Source organism: Streptomyces sp. NPDC005775, assembly GCF_042871565.1.
Classification (GTDB): domain Bacteria; phylum Actinomycetota; class Actinomycetes; order Streptomycetales; family Streptomycetaceae; genus Streptomyces.
Genome location: NZ_JBIAIU010000001.1, coordinates 506,416 through 521,103, shown reverse-complemented (window position 1 = coordinate 521,103; position 14,688 = coordinate 506,416). Strand labels below are relative to the sequence as shown.

Below are 14,688 nucleotides of genomic sequence, written 5' to 3'. Positions count from 1 at the left end.
GAACTTCGGCGTCGTCCCCCACGATCCAGACGTTGTCGTCGACCTCCCCGGTCCCGCCGTCGAGGCTGAAGGTCCCGGACGTGACGAGACGCTGGATACGGGCGGTCGTCACAGGAGCACCACGGAGCGCAGCACATCGCCCTTGTGCATGCGAGCGAAGGCGTCCTCGACATCCTCCAGGGCGATGGTCTCCGAGACGAAGGCATCGAGATCCAGGCGTCCTTGGAGGTAGAGGTCGATCAGTAGCGGGAAGTCGCGCGAGGGCAGGCAGTCGCCGTACCAGCTCGACTTCAGCGCCCCGCCCCGGCCGAACACGTCCGCCAGCGGCAGTTCGAGGCGCATCTCAGGGGTCGGTACCCCGACGAGAACGACGGTGCCCGCCAGGTCCCTTGCGTAGAAGGCCTGTTGATACGTCTCCGGGCGGCCGACGGCATCGATGACCACATCGGCGCCGAATCCCTCGGTCAGCCCGCGCACCGCGTCCACCGGGTTCGTCTGCAGCGAGTTGACGGTGTGTGTGGCGCCCAGGGAGGCGGCGATGGCGAGCTTGCGGTCGTCGATGTCCACCGCGATGATCTTCGCGGCCCCGGCGAGCCGGGCGCCGACCACGGCCGCGTCTCCGACGCCTCCGCAGCCGATGACGGCGACGGAGTCGCCGCGGGTGACCGCGCCGGTGTTCAGCGCGGCACCGAGGCCCGCCATCACGCCGCAGCCGAGGAGGCCCGCAGCGGCGGGTGAGGCGGCCGGGTCGACCTTGGTGCACTGGCCGGCGGCGACGAGGACCTTCTCGGCGAACGCGCCGATGCCGAGCGCGGGGCTGAGTTCGGTGCCGTCGGTGAGCGTCATTCTCTGCTTCGCGTTGTGGGTGTCGAAGCAGTACTGGGGTCGGCCGCGCAGGCAGGCACGGCACTGGCCGCACACCGCACGCCAGTTGAGGATCACGAAGTCGCCCGGGGCGACCTCGGAGACCCCGTCGCCGACCGACTCGACGACACCGGCCGCCTCGTGCCCGAGGAGATACGGGAACTCGTCGCCGATCCCGCCCTCGCGGTAGTGCAGGTCGGTGTGGCAGACCCCGCAGGCCTGGATCCGCACGACGGCCTCTCCCGGGCCCGGGTCGGGGATCACGATGGTCTCGATGGCGACCGGTGCTCCCTTCGACCGTGCGATGACGCCTCGTACGTGCTGCGACATGTCGATATTCCTCTCAGGCGGTCCGGGTGGTGCGGGTGGTGCGGCGGCGCGAGGACGCCCGCGGCCGGTCAGCGGACAGGGTGGACGCGGACGGGCAGGGATGCCCAGGCGCGCAGGGTGTTGTTGAGGTGACGGCGGGGTGTGCCGAGCAGCTCGAACGACTCGACGCGGCGGACCAGGGCGGTGAGCAGTGCTTCCGCCTCCAGGCGGGCGACGTGCTGTCCGACGCACTGGTGCAGGCCCATGCCGAAGCCGACATGGCCGGAAGGATCACGGGTGAGGTCGAAGCGGTCGGGGTCGTCCCAGCGGTCCGGGTCGCGGTTGGCGGAGCCGAGGAACATGAGGATCTTCGTGCCCTCGGGGATGATGCTCCCCGCGATGGTCACGTCGGTGGTGGCGGTGCGGAAGAACGTCTGCACCGGTGACTGCCAGCGCACCGCTTCGTCGAAGGCGACCCGGGCCAATGCGGGTCGCTCGCGCAGGCGTTGCCACTCAACCGGGTGAGTGGCGAAGGCGTACAGGCAGGCGGCGAGGCCGTGCACGGTGGTGTCGACGCCCGCGGTGAGCAGGGAGCGCACCACCAGTGGGGCCTGCGCGTGGGTGAGGTCGCCGCGGTCGGCAGCCGCCCAGATGTCGGCGCCGAAGCCCTCCGGGGCGAGAGCCTCGCGCTGACACTGAGCACCCACCCATGCGCTGAGGTCGGCTGCCCGGTGTGCGTCGGCGGCGACCAGGTCGTTGCGCGGACCGAAGGCGTTGAACGCCATGTTGCCGTACGGCAGAAGATTCTCGCGGCCGTCGGGGCCGAGCCCGACCGCGTCGGGAAACGCCCGCAGCGGGAATGCCTCCGCGAGGGCAGGAAGGGCGTCGAACTCAGCCCCGTAGCAGAGGACTTGATCGACCAGCTCCTCGGCCGTGTCGGCCCATGCGGCGTGCAGGCGACGCAGTGTGGGTGGGGCCAGGATGTCCCGCAGTGCGCGGCGCGGCGCGTCGTGCAGGGGCGGGTCGGCCTCCAGGAGCAGGCTCGGGGCGCGCCAGGGCTTCTCGTCGCGGAAGTTGGCCAGGCCCGCACCCGAGCCCGACTCGAAGTGCTGCCAGTCCACCAGTGCCGCGTGCACCTGCTCGTAGCGGGCGAACGCGTGGACCTCGTAGCGAGGGAGGAACACGACGGGGCCGGCTTCGCGCAGCCCTCGGTGGAGCGGATCGGGGTTCTCCAGGTTCTCGTGGGAGAACGGATCGACATCGCTGACAGGCGGCGGCGTCACGGCATGCTCGACTGTCTCGGTCATTGCGGCTCCTTGCACAACAGCGGAAAGAACTCAGGAGGACTCGCGAGGACTCAGAGGTCGAGCACCAGACGGTCGCCGCACGAGCGCGAAACGCACACGAACATGCAGTCCTGCGCGCTTTGTTGTTGATCCGTCAGTATTGAGTCCCGGTGGTCCGGCTGTCCCTCCAGGACCGGGGTCAGGCACGTGCCGCAGGTTCCCTGCTCGCATGAGGACAGCACGTCCACCCCGGCCTCGCGCACGGCCTCGAGGACGGACGTTCCGGGAGCGACGGTGACGGCGCGCCCGCTGCGCCGCAACTCGACCTCGAAGGCGGTGTTCCGTACCGGCGCGGACCGGTCGGCGGCGGTGAAGTGCTCGGTGCGCAGCGCGTGCGGTGGCCAGCCGGCGGTGCAGACGCCTTCCACCGCGGACAGCAGTGGGCCGGGCCCGCAGCAGTACACCTTCGTGTCCGGACGCGGCTCGCCCAGCCACGCGGTCAGGTCGAGGAGCCCCTGCTCGTCCTGCGGGGCGACGTGCACGCGTTCGCCGTAGGCCGCAGACAGCTCGTCGCGGAAGGCCATCGAGGCGCGCGTGCGACCCCCGTACAGCAACTGCCATTCGTTGCCGAGCAGTTCGGCCTGGTGGAGCATGGGTAGCAGCAGAGTGATGCCGATGCCGCCCGCGATGAAGAGGTACTTCTCGGAGGGTGCCAGGGGGAAGTTGTTGCGCGGTCCGCCGACGCCGACCCGGTCACCCGGCCGCAGCCGGTCGTGTACGTACGCGGATCCTCCTCGGCCGTCCGGCTCGCGCAGCACCGCGAAGCGGTACGCGTGCGCGTCCCATCGGTCACCGCACAGCGAGTACTGCCGGACGGTGCCGTCCGGCAGCACCAGGTCGATGTGCGAGCCCGGCGTCCAGTCCGGCAGCCGGGCGCCGCCCGGGTGCGCGAGGGTCACCGACACCACACCCTCGGCCACCTGCTCCTTGCCGGTGACCGTCAAGGTCACCGCGTTCCTCGGCTCCGGGCGTCCCTCGCCGGTGCCGGGAACGGCATGTCCCACCACGCTGGTTCCGACCACGTTGCCGCCTCCCGTCGTTGGGTTGCAGGAAGGATGCGTGGCAGGAGACGGCCGTCGCGACGGCATTATCATTCAGTGAGAGACAAAGTCTTCCTGCGGTTCATGCCACCACGGCGTCGCGTGCGCCCAGTGCCCGCGACAGGCCGCGGGCGGCGGTGCGCACCACGGGGACGACGGACGTCGCCCCGTCCTCGTTCGGCACGATCACCGACAGGGTGGCCACGACATGGCCCTGGGCGTCCCGTACCGGGGCCGCGATACCCAGCGCGTCGGGATGTACGTAGCCGGGGCAGCGGGCGTATCCGTGTTGCCGGACATCGGCGAGTACGGCGCGCAGCCGCGGGGCGTCGGTCGGCGTGTTCGCGGTATAGCGGTGGAGGGGTTCGGTGAGGATCCGTTCCCGTAGGCCAGCGGGACCGTGGGCAAGCAGGACCAGCCCGCTGGAGGAGGCATGCAGCGGCAGACGCCCCGCGATGCGGGTGTAGTTGATGACGGCGCCCGGTGTGCTGAGCCGCTCCAGGAAGAGGACCTCCTCACCGTCGAGCACTCCCAACTGGACGTGGTGACCCACGACGTCGTGCACGCCCTCCATGAAGGGCATCGCCGTATCCCGCAGGGACAGGGCGGGCGAGGCGCGAGTCACCAGCTCCCACATGTGCAGGCCGATGCGTACGCGGCGGTCCGCGTCCCGGGTGAGGACCTCGTGCGAAACGAGCTCGGCGACGAGGCGCGATGCGGTCGCCATGTGCAGGCCCGCGCGCCGGGAGATCTCCGAGACGGTGAGGGCCGGTTCCTCCGGGGTGAACGCCTCGAAGATCCGCACGGCCCTCGCCAGCACCGACTCACCGCTCTGTGTCCTCACCAGGCCATCATCGGGTGTCCGCGCCCAAGGTCAAGAGGGGCGGAGGACAGGATTTCCATCGCCGACCCGGGCGTCGATGGCGGCCTCACCACGCGCCGGCGAACAGCCGGTCCGGCACGCCGCCACGAGCACGCGGCCCACCAGGCGCCCGCACCCCAACGCCGGGTACACCTGTATCTCCGATACCGGCATGGCGAGGGATGCGTCGAGTGGCATCCCGGCCCCGAGGATGACGCTGAGACACCGGAGTCCTGGAACGAGGGTCGATCGGGTCTCCTGATCGAATGGGACGACGGCACGGGCAGCGGTGTCATCAGCCTCGTGGACTTCCTCGCGGCAGCGAGCTTGGTGTTGGCGCCAAGTGCCTGGGTGAGCTGAGGCCGTGGCACGCGGTCAGCTGTGGAGCCAGATGACGAGGGCGGGCTGCTGTGACGGTGCGAGGAAGACGTATCCACGCTTGTCGTAACGGGTTGCGACGGCGCGGGAGTTCTTCAGCTTGTTGATGGCCCTGGTGGTACACGGGCGGTACCCAGCTGACCCGGTCCAGTAGTGGGCCTCCGGACATCGTCGGCGGCCGACAAGCGTTGAGGAAGCGCACCGTTGAGCAGGGGACTCATAATCCGTCGGCCGTGGGTTCGAGTCCCACCCGCCCCACCAGTTTTACCCTGCGGAAACGTTCTGACCTGCGGAAACGTGGGTTTCGCGGACACGGGCACCCCGAATCGGTGCAGCGGCGTGCAGCGTTCCGAGGCCCCAGTGCATGCCATAGGTCTGTGAACTGGGATTTTGGTCGTTCCTCGGTGGGATGCGTGGTGGTTGCTCCCACGGCCGCTTGAACGGCGATACATCCTGGTCGCTCACGCCTTTTCTGTCTCCGTCGTTGCCCGTGATGGTGAGGGGGTATCTCCGGCGCGGTCTTTGCCGCTGAGGTACTGGCGCTTGCCAGGGCAGCCTGCCGACACGCAGCGGAGCTGTAGGGGCAGTGCCCGTGTGATGGCTCGTGAAGTCGAGCTCGTCAGTTCTGCGGTGCCCGGGCAAGGCCCTGAGTGAGGTTTCCGGTTGAGCCGGGAGCGGCGGGGGCCGATGGCTCCTTCTGCGAGTGAGCGGCGGTCGGTTCGCACAAGGCGTCTGGCGGTGAGTGATGGTGACGGCGGAGTCCCACATGAGCGGGCAGGGGTGCTGTCCGGGAGTGTGTGACGCAACGTCACAGACGGTGCGTGAGGTGAGAGTTGCGCTCGTCTCGCCGTGTGTGTCGTCGACGGCACCCCCGACAAAGCCCTGGCCCAGGCCCGGGCAGCAGCCGACGGCCGGGACGTCCGCCTCGGCGGGGGCGCGCAGACCATCCGTGCCTTCCTCGAGGCGGATCTGGTCGACACCCTGCACGTAGCGGTCCCCCTGGAGCTCGGCTCGGGCACCAGGCTCTGGCAGTCCCCGGAGGAGCTCGATGCCCGATTCCATCACGACGTCGTCCCCAGCCCCAGCGGGGTGGTCCGCCACCTACTCCGGAGACGTTGACCGACCGATCGCGCTGCTCGACGGCTCCACCGAACTGCGTCTCGCTGATCGATCCTGTTGTGGCACGCTCAGCGTGCGCCCGATAGTCACCAGAGCGTGACCAGTACGGGATTCCCTCGCGAGACGCAGCTCGTGGAGTGCGACCGGCCGAATCCTTGCCGGGGGTATGCAGGCAAGTCGGGTTGGTCGCCTCCCGGACGAGCGGCTCGTGCCGCTAGCCTGTAGCACATGGAGTTGATCAGGGCAGCTTCGGCAGAGTTCGAACGAGTTGTGCGCCAATTGCCCGCGGACTCGTCGGAGCAACCGACGCCGTCGGGAATCTCGGTACGCGAATTGATTGAGCACGTGGTGGTGGGGAACCGCTTCACCGCACTTCTGCTGGCAGGCGTTGGTCGCGACGAGGCCCACGCCATGCTCGCAGCCAAGCAGGTCGGCGATGACCCAGTCGCTGACGTGAGTGAGTCCGCACAGCGCCAAGCACAGGCATTCTTCGCGACATCGCCCGAGCAACAGATCGCGGGCCCGAACGGAAATGTTCCCGTCGCTGCCTACGTGCGATTCCGTCTCGTCGACCTGGTAGTGCACGCGTGGGACCTCCTGCGTGCCGCGCGTCTCGACGAGACCCTTGATCCGCAGACTGTTGTCGGCGTGCTGAACACGGTCGAGCCGCACCTGGACGAAATGCTTGCCTTCGGAGCGTATGGCGCCGGTCCGAGCGGAACGTTACCTGCTGACGCGTCACCACAGATCCGGCTGCTCGACTCGTTCGGGCGACGACCATAGGCGACATCTCCGATCGTGCGGATGACGATCCTGCTCTGGTGACTGACGCCCTCCGGTCATTTGGTCCGCTGAAGGACGCTAGGCCGAGCCGAGTGCCGACGGCCTTCCGACGCGCTCTCGTGCAAAGCGATGGGGCGCGCCGGTCGCGGATGTCATTCAGTGGGCGCGGGTGCGCTGTCCGCGGACTGTCCGGGGGCTCATGCCGAGCTCTTGGCTCATGGCCCGTCGAAGTGCCGTCGGGTCGCTGTACCCGACTGCATGGGCGACTCCGGTGACGGCGAGGTCGGTGTTGTGCAGAAGCTCGACAGCTCGCTCGACACGCAGGCGTCGTAGGAATCGAGCAGGTGACATACCTGTGGCTTCGCTGATTCTGCGGGTGAAGGTGCGCGGACTGAGGTGTGCGGCAGCGGCCAAGTCCCTCACTCCTATGCTTGTGTCGAGGTGCTGGAGCGCCCATGACCGCGCGATTGCGACATCGCTGTCGGCGCCCTCGATCGTCTCGGGCATCACGTAGGGAGACTGCGACCGACGACGGTCAACCGCGAGGTACCTGGCGCACTCCCGGGCGAGCGCCTCCCCACCGTGACGCCCTACGAGCGTCAGCATCAGGTCCAGGTGCGCCAAGGCTGCGCCTGCGGTTGTCACCGGGCCGTCGGTGACGACGAGATCAGCAGGTGTCAACCGAACTGCGGGGTACCTGCAGGCGAACAGCGGCGCCAGCCACCAGGTGGTAGTCGCACGTCGCTGATCGAGGATGCCGGCTTCGGCGAGGAGGAACACTCCGGCGCACGAGGCTGCGATCTCACTACCTGCTGCGGCGGCTTCCTTCAAGTAGTGCGCCCCCGCTCTGGCATCGGGCGCTGCGAGTCGGCTGCGAACCTCTTGGGTGTTTCTCATCCCGAGGCCAGGGACGACCACGAGATCCACCGGATCCGTTGCGTCTCCATAGCCGTTGGCGACCCAGGGCTGGACGTCGAACTGATCGGCCCGTCCCGATCGGAGGGCCAGCCGGTTCGCGGTGTCGAGGACATCAACCGTGATGGCCACGGAAGTGGCCATCGCTCCCTCGAGATCCAGTACGCGGACCGAGGTCATGTCTCGAACCGCCCGGAATATGGCCGGTCTCGCTCTCTCAAGGACTTCATCGTGATCCATCGTAGTCACCAGATCGGCCGCAGTCCGCGACGATCCATCGCAGGGGGGATCTCTATGACGGATCACGACGTGACCCAAGACGACGACCTCGCCGACTTCACCGTCCGGTCCATCTCGCTCCTCGGCCAGGTGCGTCGCGTGTATGTCAGCGGTGACGGTCCCGGTGTGATCGTGATGCACGAGATGCCCGGCATCAGCCCACACGTCGCTCGTTTCGCCCGATGGGTCCGCGATCGTGGCATGACGGTCTACCTTCCTTCCCTCTTCGGCACCGACGGCGCCCTCGGCGACGCCGACAGCGGGGCACAGGTGTTTCGTCGTCTCTGCGTCGCGAAGGAGTTCCGCGCACTCGGCGGTGGCGAGTCGAGCCCCATCACGACGTGGTTGATGGCTCTCGCTCGCTCGGCGCACCGTGAGTGCGGGGGAGCAGGTGTGGGCGCGGTCGGGATGTGCTTCACCGGCAACTTCGCCATCACCATGATGCTCGAGAGCGCCGTCGTCGCGCCGGTGGCCTGCCAGCCGTCCCTGCCGTTGGACGAGCCGGGCGTCCTGGAGATCAGCGACGCCGAGCTCACCGCCGTGAAGGAACGTCTCGACCGTGACGATCTCACCGTCCTGGCCTACCGATTCGAGGGTGACAAGGTCTGCACCAGGGCGCGCTTCGATACCTACGCGCAAGCCTTGGGCGACTCCTTCGTCAGCCGCGAACTCCCCGACACTGCCGCGAATCGTGATGCACCGCCGTTCTTCGCTGCTCACGTTCCCTATCCCCACAGCGTGGTCACTGTTCACCTCGTCGATCGCGAGGGCGAACCGACCGCCACGGCACGCGACGAGATCCTCGACTTCCTTGTCCACCGGCTTCACGGCCACGCCAACTCAGACCGCTCGACTGACGCTCACGCGAACCGACCCTCTCCAGACAGGAACCTTCTGTGACTGCCTACGCCATCGCCCATCTGCGCGACGCCGAGCCGCACCCGGACGTCGCCGAGTACATGGAGCGGATCGCCGGCACGTTCGAGCCCTTCGGGGGCCGCTTCCTCGTGCACGGCACGCCACCGGAGGTGAAGGAGGGCGCGTGGGCCGGACATGTCGTGGTGATCGGCTTTCCCGGGATCAACGAGGCCAGGGACTGGTGGGACTCTCCCGCCTACCGGGAGATCGCACCCCTCCGCTCCCGGCACATCCAGGGCGACATCATCCTCGTCGGCGGCGTTCCCCAGGACTACGACCCGAGCGCCACCGCGCAGGCCATCCGGAACGCTCCGGCATCGCGCTGAGGTCGTCCACCCTGCAAGGACGGCGGTGTCAGATTCGCACCTGCGTACGATACCTTCACCCACCCCGTCGCCCGGCGGCCTGGCCCTGAAGGCCGAGCTGGTCGACTGCGCGGTGGACGTGCTGGTAGAGCTGGGGTTCGCAGGCACGTCCGTCGCCGAGGTTGCTCGCCGCGCAGGCGTCAGCAAAGGAGTGGTGACCTACCACTTCCCGACCAAGGAGGACTTGTTGAGCGAGGTGGTGACCTCCCTCTACCGCGAGGCGGGCGAGCAGATCGGCCAGGCGACGGGCGACAGCGACTCGGTGATCGGCGAGCTCGCGACCTGCATCAGGAGCAACCTCACCTTCGTCGCCGACCATCCGAGGCACGTGCGCGCAGTCATGGAGGTGGCGGCGAACATGCGACCTGCGAACGGCCCCCGGGGAGGCGAGGATCCCTTGAGCGCCCACCTGCGAGAGCTGATCGAGCGAGGGCAGGCGACGGGTGAGGCCGCGGATGTGGACGCCGGGGTGCTGGCCATGACGATGCGGGCGTCGATCGACGCCGCCGCGGCCCGCGCCGCCTGCGACCCGACGGCTGACGCACGAGGCCACGCCGAGCACCTGGTCACCATCGTCCGACGTGCACTGCAGGCCACGGAGCCACGATGAGGGCCCCGAGAAGCGGTCCGGCCGCCTTCACCGGCTTCCTCCTCATCGACCTCGTCGTCCCGCTCGCGTCCTACTACGTGCTCCGCGCACTGGGCGCATCCGTCTGGACAGCGCTCCTCGCCGGGGCCGCCCTGCCTATGCTCCGCCTGAGCGCCGGCCTGGTCCTCCGGCGGCGCGTCCCCGGGGTTAGCCTCTTCGCTCTCGGGCTCATCACCGTCGGGACTGCGATCGGCCTCATGACTGCCGACTCGCGGCCCCTGATGGCCCGCGAAAGCTATCTGACCGGCTTCGCCGGAGTTTGGGTCCTGCTGTCGCTGCTGCGGGCACGACCGCTCGTCTTCACGGCGACCGTCGGTTTCATGCCCCCGGCGCCGGCCGAGGACTGGCACCGGTCCTGGGAGACGAGCGAGACCTTTCGGCGAGCGATGCGGGGCATGACCTGGGGCTTCGGACTGGCCTTGCTCATCGATGCTGCGGCTCGGGTCGTGATGAGCTACACGCTGCCTCTGGACCTCGTCCCGGCGACCTCCGCCGCACTTCTCGCCGTGATGCTGGTCGTCGTGGTCCAGACGGGCAAGGCATGGGGACGCCGACACATGCGCCGGAGCACCGCGCCGCCGACGCGCCCCCACACCCGTGGCCCGTGGTCGTACTTGGCGTGGCTCGTGTCTCGGCAGCGCGGCCGGGTCACGCTCGGAGCGGTGCTCGGCAGCGCCTGGATGGTGGGGCTCGCCCTACCGCCGTACGTGCTGTCCCGTGCGATCGACAGCCTCGCGGAGAGCCAGCAGAACGTGGTGCTTGGGTGGACGGCTGTCCTGCTCCTGGTCGGGGGCGTCCTGGCGGGCCTGAGCATCTGGCGGCATCGCACCATGACCCGGGTGCGCATGGATGCGGCGCTGCGGACGGTGTCAGAGGTGAACGCCCACGGCATCCGTCTGGGAGACACGATGGCGCGTCGCGCGCTCACCGGGGAGGTCGTGGCCATCGGAGGTGGGGACGCGTGGACGATCGGGCGCAGCCTCACCGCGACCGGGCCGGGGGTCGGTGCGGTGCTCGCCTACCTGGTGATCGCGGTGCTGCTGTTGCGGATCTCGGTGCCACTGGCTGTGGTCGTGCTGGCGGGGGTTCCGGTCCTGGCCATGGTCATGGGCCCGGCGACGCGCCGGCTCCGGACGGTCGGTACGCCGTACCGCGAGCAGCAGGGCCGAGTGACGGGTCGGATCGTGGACATCGTCGCGGGGCTGGGCGTCCTGAACGGCCTGGGCGGCAAAGCGGTCTACGCCGACCGTTTCCGCGCCGAGTCGCAGCGGCTGCTGCAGCACGGCTATCGGGTCGGCCGCGTCACGAGCGTGATCCAGGCAGTCGGTCTGGGGCTGCCGACACTGTTCTCCGCAGTGGTGGTGTGGCTGGCCGCCCGGCTCGCGGTCGAGGGCAGCATCACGGTGGGCGAACTGGTCGCGGTCGCCGGCTACGCCGCGGTGCTGGCGGTGCCGGTGGCCTCCTTCATCGAGGGCGCGCTCGACCTCAGCCAGGCTCTCGTGGCCGCACGTCGGGTGACCGACTTCCTGGACGTGCGCCCCGACAGCACCGGTACGGCGGTGCCCCCGGGGCGGGGAGACCTGATCGACGGGGTCTCCGGGCTGCGGATCACACCGGGGACGTTCGCTGCGGTCGCCACCGCCCGGCACTCCGACGCCGTGGCCCTCGTCGACCGACTCGGCGGCTTCCGCCCAGGTGCCACCTGGGCCGGGCAGCCGACCTCCGAGCTCGACCCCGCCCAGCTGCACGAGCAGGTGCTGGTGGCCGACAACGACGCCGCCCTGTTCGCCGGGTCCCTGGCCCAGGTAGTGGCCGGTCGCCTCGACGTCGCCGACCTCGGTGAGGCTGCGATCCTGGACGCGCTGCACACCGCCGCCGCCGACGACGTGGTGCGGGGCCTGACCGAGGGCCTGGGGTCGAGGATCGACTCCGGGGGACGGAACCTCTCCGGCGGTCAACGCCAACGCGTCCGGCTCGCTCGGGCGACGATCGCCGACCCGACCGTCCTGCTCGCGGTGGACCCGACCTCGGCGCTCGACGCCGCCACGGAGGCCACCATCGTCGACCGCCTCACCCACCACCGTCGCGGCAAGACCACATTGGTCACCTCGACGTCCGCGCTCGTGCTGCAAGGAGCCGACGAGGTGCACCTGCTCGCCGCCGGTCGGGTGGTCGCAAGCGGCACCCACACCGCCTTGCTGGCCAACCCCGCCTACGCCGCTCTGGTCCACCGCGGAGGACCGGCCACCAGCGCCCACGACCCCGAGATCCAGGCATGAGCGCGCAGCCGTTGCCGGTGGCAGAGCCCGGCGAGGTCCGCCGTGCTGCGTGGCGGCTCATCCGCTCCGACCGCGCAGCATTCATCGCCGTGCTGCTCGCCAACTGCGCGGCAGCGGGCGCAGGTCTGGTCGGGCCGTGGCTGCTCGGGCAGATCGTCAACGAGGTGCAGGCCGGGGCTGGGGTCGCGACCATCGACCGATTGGGCCTCCTCGTGGTGCTTGCCGCGGCCGCGCAGCTCCTGATCGGGCACCAGGCCCGCCGCCTGGGCTACCGGTTCGGCGAACGGACCGCCGCCCGACTGCGCGAGCAGCTGGCCGACCGGCTCATGCGGATCCCTGCACGAGCTGTCGAAGGGGCCGGCACCGGCGACCTGACCTCACGTGCCACGACCGACGCCGGCCTGGTGTCGGTCGCTCTGCGCGACGCCGCGCCAGAGATGGTGTTCGCCCTTGCCCAGGCGCTGATCATCATCGTCGCCGTCGTCCTGCTCTCCCCCGTGCTGGGCGCCGTCGGACTGGTCGCACTCGTCGCCATCCCCGTGATCCTGCGCTGGTACCTGCGCCGCGCCCGGTCGGCCTATCTGGCCCAGGCAGCCGCGCATGCCGAGGTCGCCGACGTCCTGGCCGGCACCGCCGCCGGCGCCCGGACGGTGGAAGCGCTCGGCCTGCAGGAGCGGCGGGCCGCCGACTGCTCGGCCGCGATCGCCGCCGCGACAGCGGCCCAGCTGCGCACCCTTCGCCTGCGGAGCGTGTTCTTCCCGACCATCGACGCTTCCACCGCCCTTGCCGTCGGCGCCGCGTTCGGCGTGGGCGGCCTGCTCTACATGGACCACCAGCTCAGCCTCGGCACCGTCGTCGCGGTCGTCCTCTACCTGCGCCAGCTCACCACCCCGATCGACACGATCCTGATCTGGGTGGAGACGTTGCAGAGCAGCGCCGCTTCGTTCGCCCGCATCGAGGGCCTCGCCTCGTCAGCGGAACCGCCACGACGCAGCGCCGAGGGTGTCACGGCCGTCCCCACCGACATGGACATCGTCGTCACCGACGTCCGCTACGCCTACGACGGGGCCGACGTCCTCCACGGTGTCGACCTCGACGTCCGGGCCGGCGAGCATCTCGCCGTCGTGGGGACGTCGGGAGCAGGCAAGACCACCCTGGGTCGCCTCATTGCCGGCATCGACCGTCCCCGATCAGGAAGGGTCACCGTGGGCGGTGCGGACGTCGCCGACCTCGCACCCGAGCAGCTCCGCCAGCACATCGTCCTGGTGACCCAGGAGCACCACGTGTTCGCCGACCCTCTGCGCGACAACCTCACCATCGCGGCACCTCACGCCACCGACGCCGAGCTCCTCGAGGCCCTCGACGTCCTCGGCGCAGACTGGTTCGACGACCTCCCCGACGGGCTCGACACCGACCTCGGCACCCATCGGCTCGGCGGCGCCCAGGCCCAGCATGTCGCGCTCGCCCGAGTCGTGCTCGCCAATCCCCGCACCCTCGTCCTCGACGAGGCCACCGCCCTGCTGGACCCGACGACCGCTCGCCGCACCGAACAAGCCCTCGCCGCCACCATCCAGGGCCGCACCATCATCGCCGTCGCCCACCGACTCCAGACAGCCCGAGACGCTGACCGCATCGCCGTCATGGAAGGGGGCCGCATCACCGAGCTCGGCCACCACGACCACCTCGTCACCACCGCGACCTCCTACGCAGCCCTCTGGGAAACCTGGAGTGCAGACACCAGCCACGACAGGACTGACAACCATGAGTGACACACGAAGCCGAACCGCGGGACCCGTGCCACCGGCAGTCCGTCCGCTCACGATCGTCACCGGCGGGGCGCGGGGGATCGGCGCTGCCACCGTCGCGCACCTGGCGCGTGCAGGACACGACCTGATCGTCGGCTACCGCGACGACCGCGCCTCCGCCATGAGGGCTGCCGCGGCAGCACAGGACCACGGCGTGAGAGCTGTTGCCGTGGCCGGCGACGTGACCGACGAGGATGACGTTGCCGAGCTGTTCGCCGCTGCCGCGGACCTGGGCGCCGTCACCGGACTGGTGAACAACGCCGGACTGACCGCACACCTTGGAGACTTGGCGGACACCCCGGTCGCGGTGCTGCGCCGGGTCGTCGACGTGAACCTCGTCGGCGCGCTGCTGTGCGCGCGTGAGGCGGTCCGGGCAATGTCCACCACCCGCGGCGGACACGGTGGGGCAATCGTCAATGTCTCCTCGGCAGCAGCCACGCTGGGCTCGGCACACGACTACGTCCACTACGCCGCAGCCAAGGCCGGGGTCGAAGCGATGACCGTGGGACTCGCCAAGGAGGTCGCCGATCAAGGGATCCGGGTCAATGCCGTGGCGCCGGGCACGGTGCACACGAGGATCCACGCCGATGCCGGGGATCCGGACCGCGCCGGGCGCGCTGCCACACGCATCCCGTTGGGCCGAGCCGGAGAGCCCGACGAGATCGCTCCGGCCATCGTTTGGCTGCTCGGCTCCGAGGCCAGCTATGTCACCGGAGCCAGCATCCGAGCGGCTGGTGGACTGTGACCCGCTCGGCCGCTGACGATCGCGAAGGTCGG

13 protein-coding genes and 1 pseudogene are annotated in these 14,688 nt (G+C 69.7%); 8 read left to right on the top strand and 6 right to left on the bottom strand.

What is annotated here, in order from left to right; translation table 11 throughout:
• Position 1: 1 nt before the first annotated feature.
• From ACFYPA_RS02335 to ACFYPA_RS02315, 5 genes and pseudogenes are all read right to left on the bottom strand, one after another.
• A pseudogene (locus ACFYPA_RS02335) lies at positions 2 to 112 on the bottom strand (MBL fold metallo-hydrolase); the annotation flags it as partial.
• Positions 109 to 1,194: an S-(hydroxymethyl)mycothiol dehydrogenase gene (locus tag ACFYPA_RS02330; protein ID WP_389128920.1), complete on the bottom strand. Its 1,086-nt coding sequence runs from the start codon at positions 1,192 to 1,194 to the stop codon at positions 109 to 111. The pseudogene ACFYPA_RS02335 and the gene ACFYPA_RS02330, both read right to left, overlap by 4 nt.
• A 68-nt stretch (positions 1,195 to 1,262) precedes the next feature.
• Complete coding sequence (locus ACFYPA_RS02325) at positions 1,263 to 2,480, bottom strand: cytochrome P450 (protein WP_389128917.1); 1,218 nt, start codon at positions 2,478 to 2,480, stop codon at positions 1,263 to 1,265.
• 50 nt (positions 2,481 to 2,530) lie between these two features.
• Positions 2,531 to 3,541: a PDR/VanB family oxidoreductase gene (locus tag ACFYPA_RS02320; protein WP_389128914.1), complete on the bottom strand. Its 1,011-nt coding sequence runs from the start codon at positions 3,539 to 3,541 to the stop codon at positions 2,531 to 2,533.
• 100 nt (positions 3,542 to 3,641) lie between these two features.
• Positions 3,642 to 4,403 (bottom strand): IclR family transcriptional regulator, encoded by a 762-nt coding sequence (locus tag ACFYPA_RS02315; protein ID WP_359084201.1) that lies wholly within the window; start codon positions 4,401 to 4,403, stop codon positions 3,642 to 3,644.
• A 1,245-nt stretch (positions 4,404 to 5,648) separates the two neighbouring features.
• Here ACFYPA_RS02315 and ACFYPA_RS02310 point away from each other — a divergent pair.
• Positions 5,649 to 5,918, top strand: coding sequence for a dihydrofolate reductase family protein (locus tag ACFYPA_RS02310; RefSeq protein ID WP_359084200.1), 270 nt, complete (start codon positions 5,649 to 5,651; stop codon positions 5,916 to 5,918).
• 228 nt (positions 5,919 to 6,146) lie between these two features.
• Positions 6,147 to 6,701 (top strand): TIGR03086 family metal-binding protein, encoded by a 555-nt coding sequence (locus ACFYPA_RS02305; protein WP_359084198.1) that lies wholly within the window; start codon positions 6,147 to 6,149, stop codon positions 6,699 to 6,701.
• Positions 6,702 to 6,857: 156 nt separating this feature from the next.
• Here ACFYPA_RS02305 and ACFYPA_RS02300 read toward each other — a convergent pair whose 3' ends face one another.
• The gene (locus tag ACFYPA_RS02300) at positions 6,858 to 7,856 is read right to left on the bottom strand and encodes a helix-turn-helix domain-containing protein (protein WP_359084197.1); all 999 of its coding nucleotides are present in this window, start codon (positions 7,854 to 7,856) and stop codon (positions 6,858 to 6,860) included.
• Between the two features lie 54 nt (positions 7,857 to 7,910).
• Here ACFYPA_RS02300 and ACFYPA_RS02295 point away from each other — a divergent pair, with 54 nt between their 5' ends.
• The 6 genes from ACFYPA_RS02295 to ACFYPA_RS02270 are packed head-to-tail and all read left to right on the top strand — an operon-like array spanning position 7,911 to position 14,656.
• Entirely contained in the window at positions 7,911 to 8,795 is an 885-nt protein-coding gene (locus ACFYPA_RS02295; protein ID WP_359084196.1) for a dienelactone hydrolase family protein, read from the top strand.
• Positions 8,792 to 9,139: a DUF1330 domain-containing protein gene (locus ACFYPA_RS02290; RefSeq protein WP_073958126.1), complete on the top strand. Its 348-nt coding sequence runs from the start codon at positions 8,792 to 8,794 to the stop codon at positions 9,137 to 9,139. The genes ACFYPA_RS02295 and ACFYPA_RS02290 overlap by 4 nt, the downstream gene beginning before the upstream one ends.
• A 25-nt stretch (positions 9,140 to 9,164) precedes the next feature.
• Entirely contained in the window at positions 9,165 to 9,788 is a 624-nt protein-coding gene (locus ACFYPA_RS02285; protein ID WP_359084195.1) for a TetR/AcrR family transcriptional regulator, read from the top strand.
• Entirely contained in the window at positions 9,785 to 12,106 is a 2,322-nt protein-coding gene (locus ACFYPA_RS02280; RefSeq protein ID WP_359084194.1) for an ABC transporter ATP-binding protein, read from the top strand. The genes ACFYPA_RS02285 and ACFYPA_RS02280 overlap by 4 nt, the downstream gene beginning before the upstream one ends.
• Positions 12,103 to 13,875 (top strand): ABC transporter ATP-binding protein, encoded by a 1,773-nt coding sequence (locus tag ACFYPA_RS02275; RefSeq protein WP_359084193.1) that lies wholly within the window; start codon positions 12,103 to 12,105, stop codon positions 13,873 to 13,875. Before ACFYPA_RS02280 ends, ACFYPA_RS02275 begins: the two co-directional genes overlap by 4 nt.
• On the top strand, positions 13,868 to 14,656 hold the full coding sequence (locus tag ACFYPA_RS02270) for an SDR family oxidoreductase (protein WP_359084192.1): 789 nt from the start codon (positions 13,868 to 13,870) through the stop codon (positions 14,654 to 14,656). The genes ACFYPA_RS02275 and ACFYPA_RS02270 overlap by 8 nt, the downstream gene beginning before the upstream one ends.
• Positions 14,657 to 14,688 lie beyond the last annotated feature (32 nt).

Bases quoted from the DNA above. Each gene is read 5' to 3' on its own strand.
- ACFYPA_RS02330 (WP_389128920.1), bottom strand. From the start codon at position 1,194: ATGTCGCAGCACGTACGAGGCGTCATCGCACGGTCGAAGGGAGCACCG.
- ACFYPA_RS02325 (WP_389128917.1), bottom strand. From the start codon at position 2,480: ATGACCGAGACAGTCGAGCATGCCGTGACGCCGCCGCCTGTCAGCGAT.
- ACFYPA_RS02305 (WP_359084198.1), top strand. From the start codon at position 6,147: ATGGAGTTGATCAGGGCAGCTTCGGCAGAGTTCGAACGAGTTGTGCGC.
- ACFYPA_RS02300 (WP_359084197.1), bottom strand. From the start codon at position 7,856: ATGGATCACGATGAAGTCCTTGAGAGAGCGAGACCGGCCATATTCCGG.
- ACFYPA_RS02295 (WP_359084196.1), top strand. From the start codon at position 7,911: ATGACGGATCACGACGTGACCCAAGACGACGACCTCGCCGACTTCACC.
- ACFYPA_RS02280 (WP_359084194.1), top strand. From the start codon at position 9,785: ATGAGGGCCCCGAGAAGCGGTCCGGCCGCCTTCACCGGCTTCCTCCTC.
- ACFYPA_RS02275 (WP_359084193.1), top strand. From the start codon at position 12,103: ATGAGCGCGCAGCCGTTGCCGGTGGCAGAGCCCGGCGAGGTCCGCCGT.
- ACFYPA_RS02270 (WP_359084192.1), top strand. From the start codon at position 13,868: ATGAGTGACACACGAAGCCGAACCGCGGGACCCGTGCCACCGGCAGTC.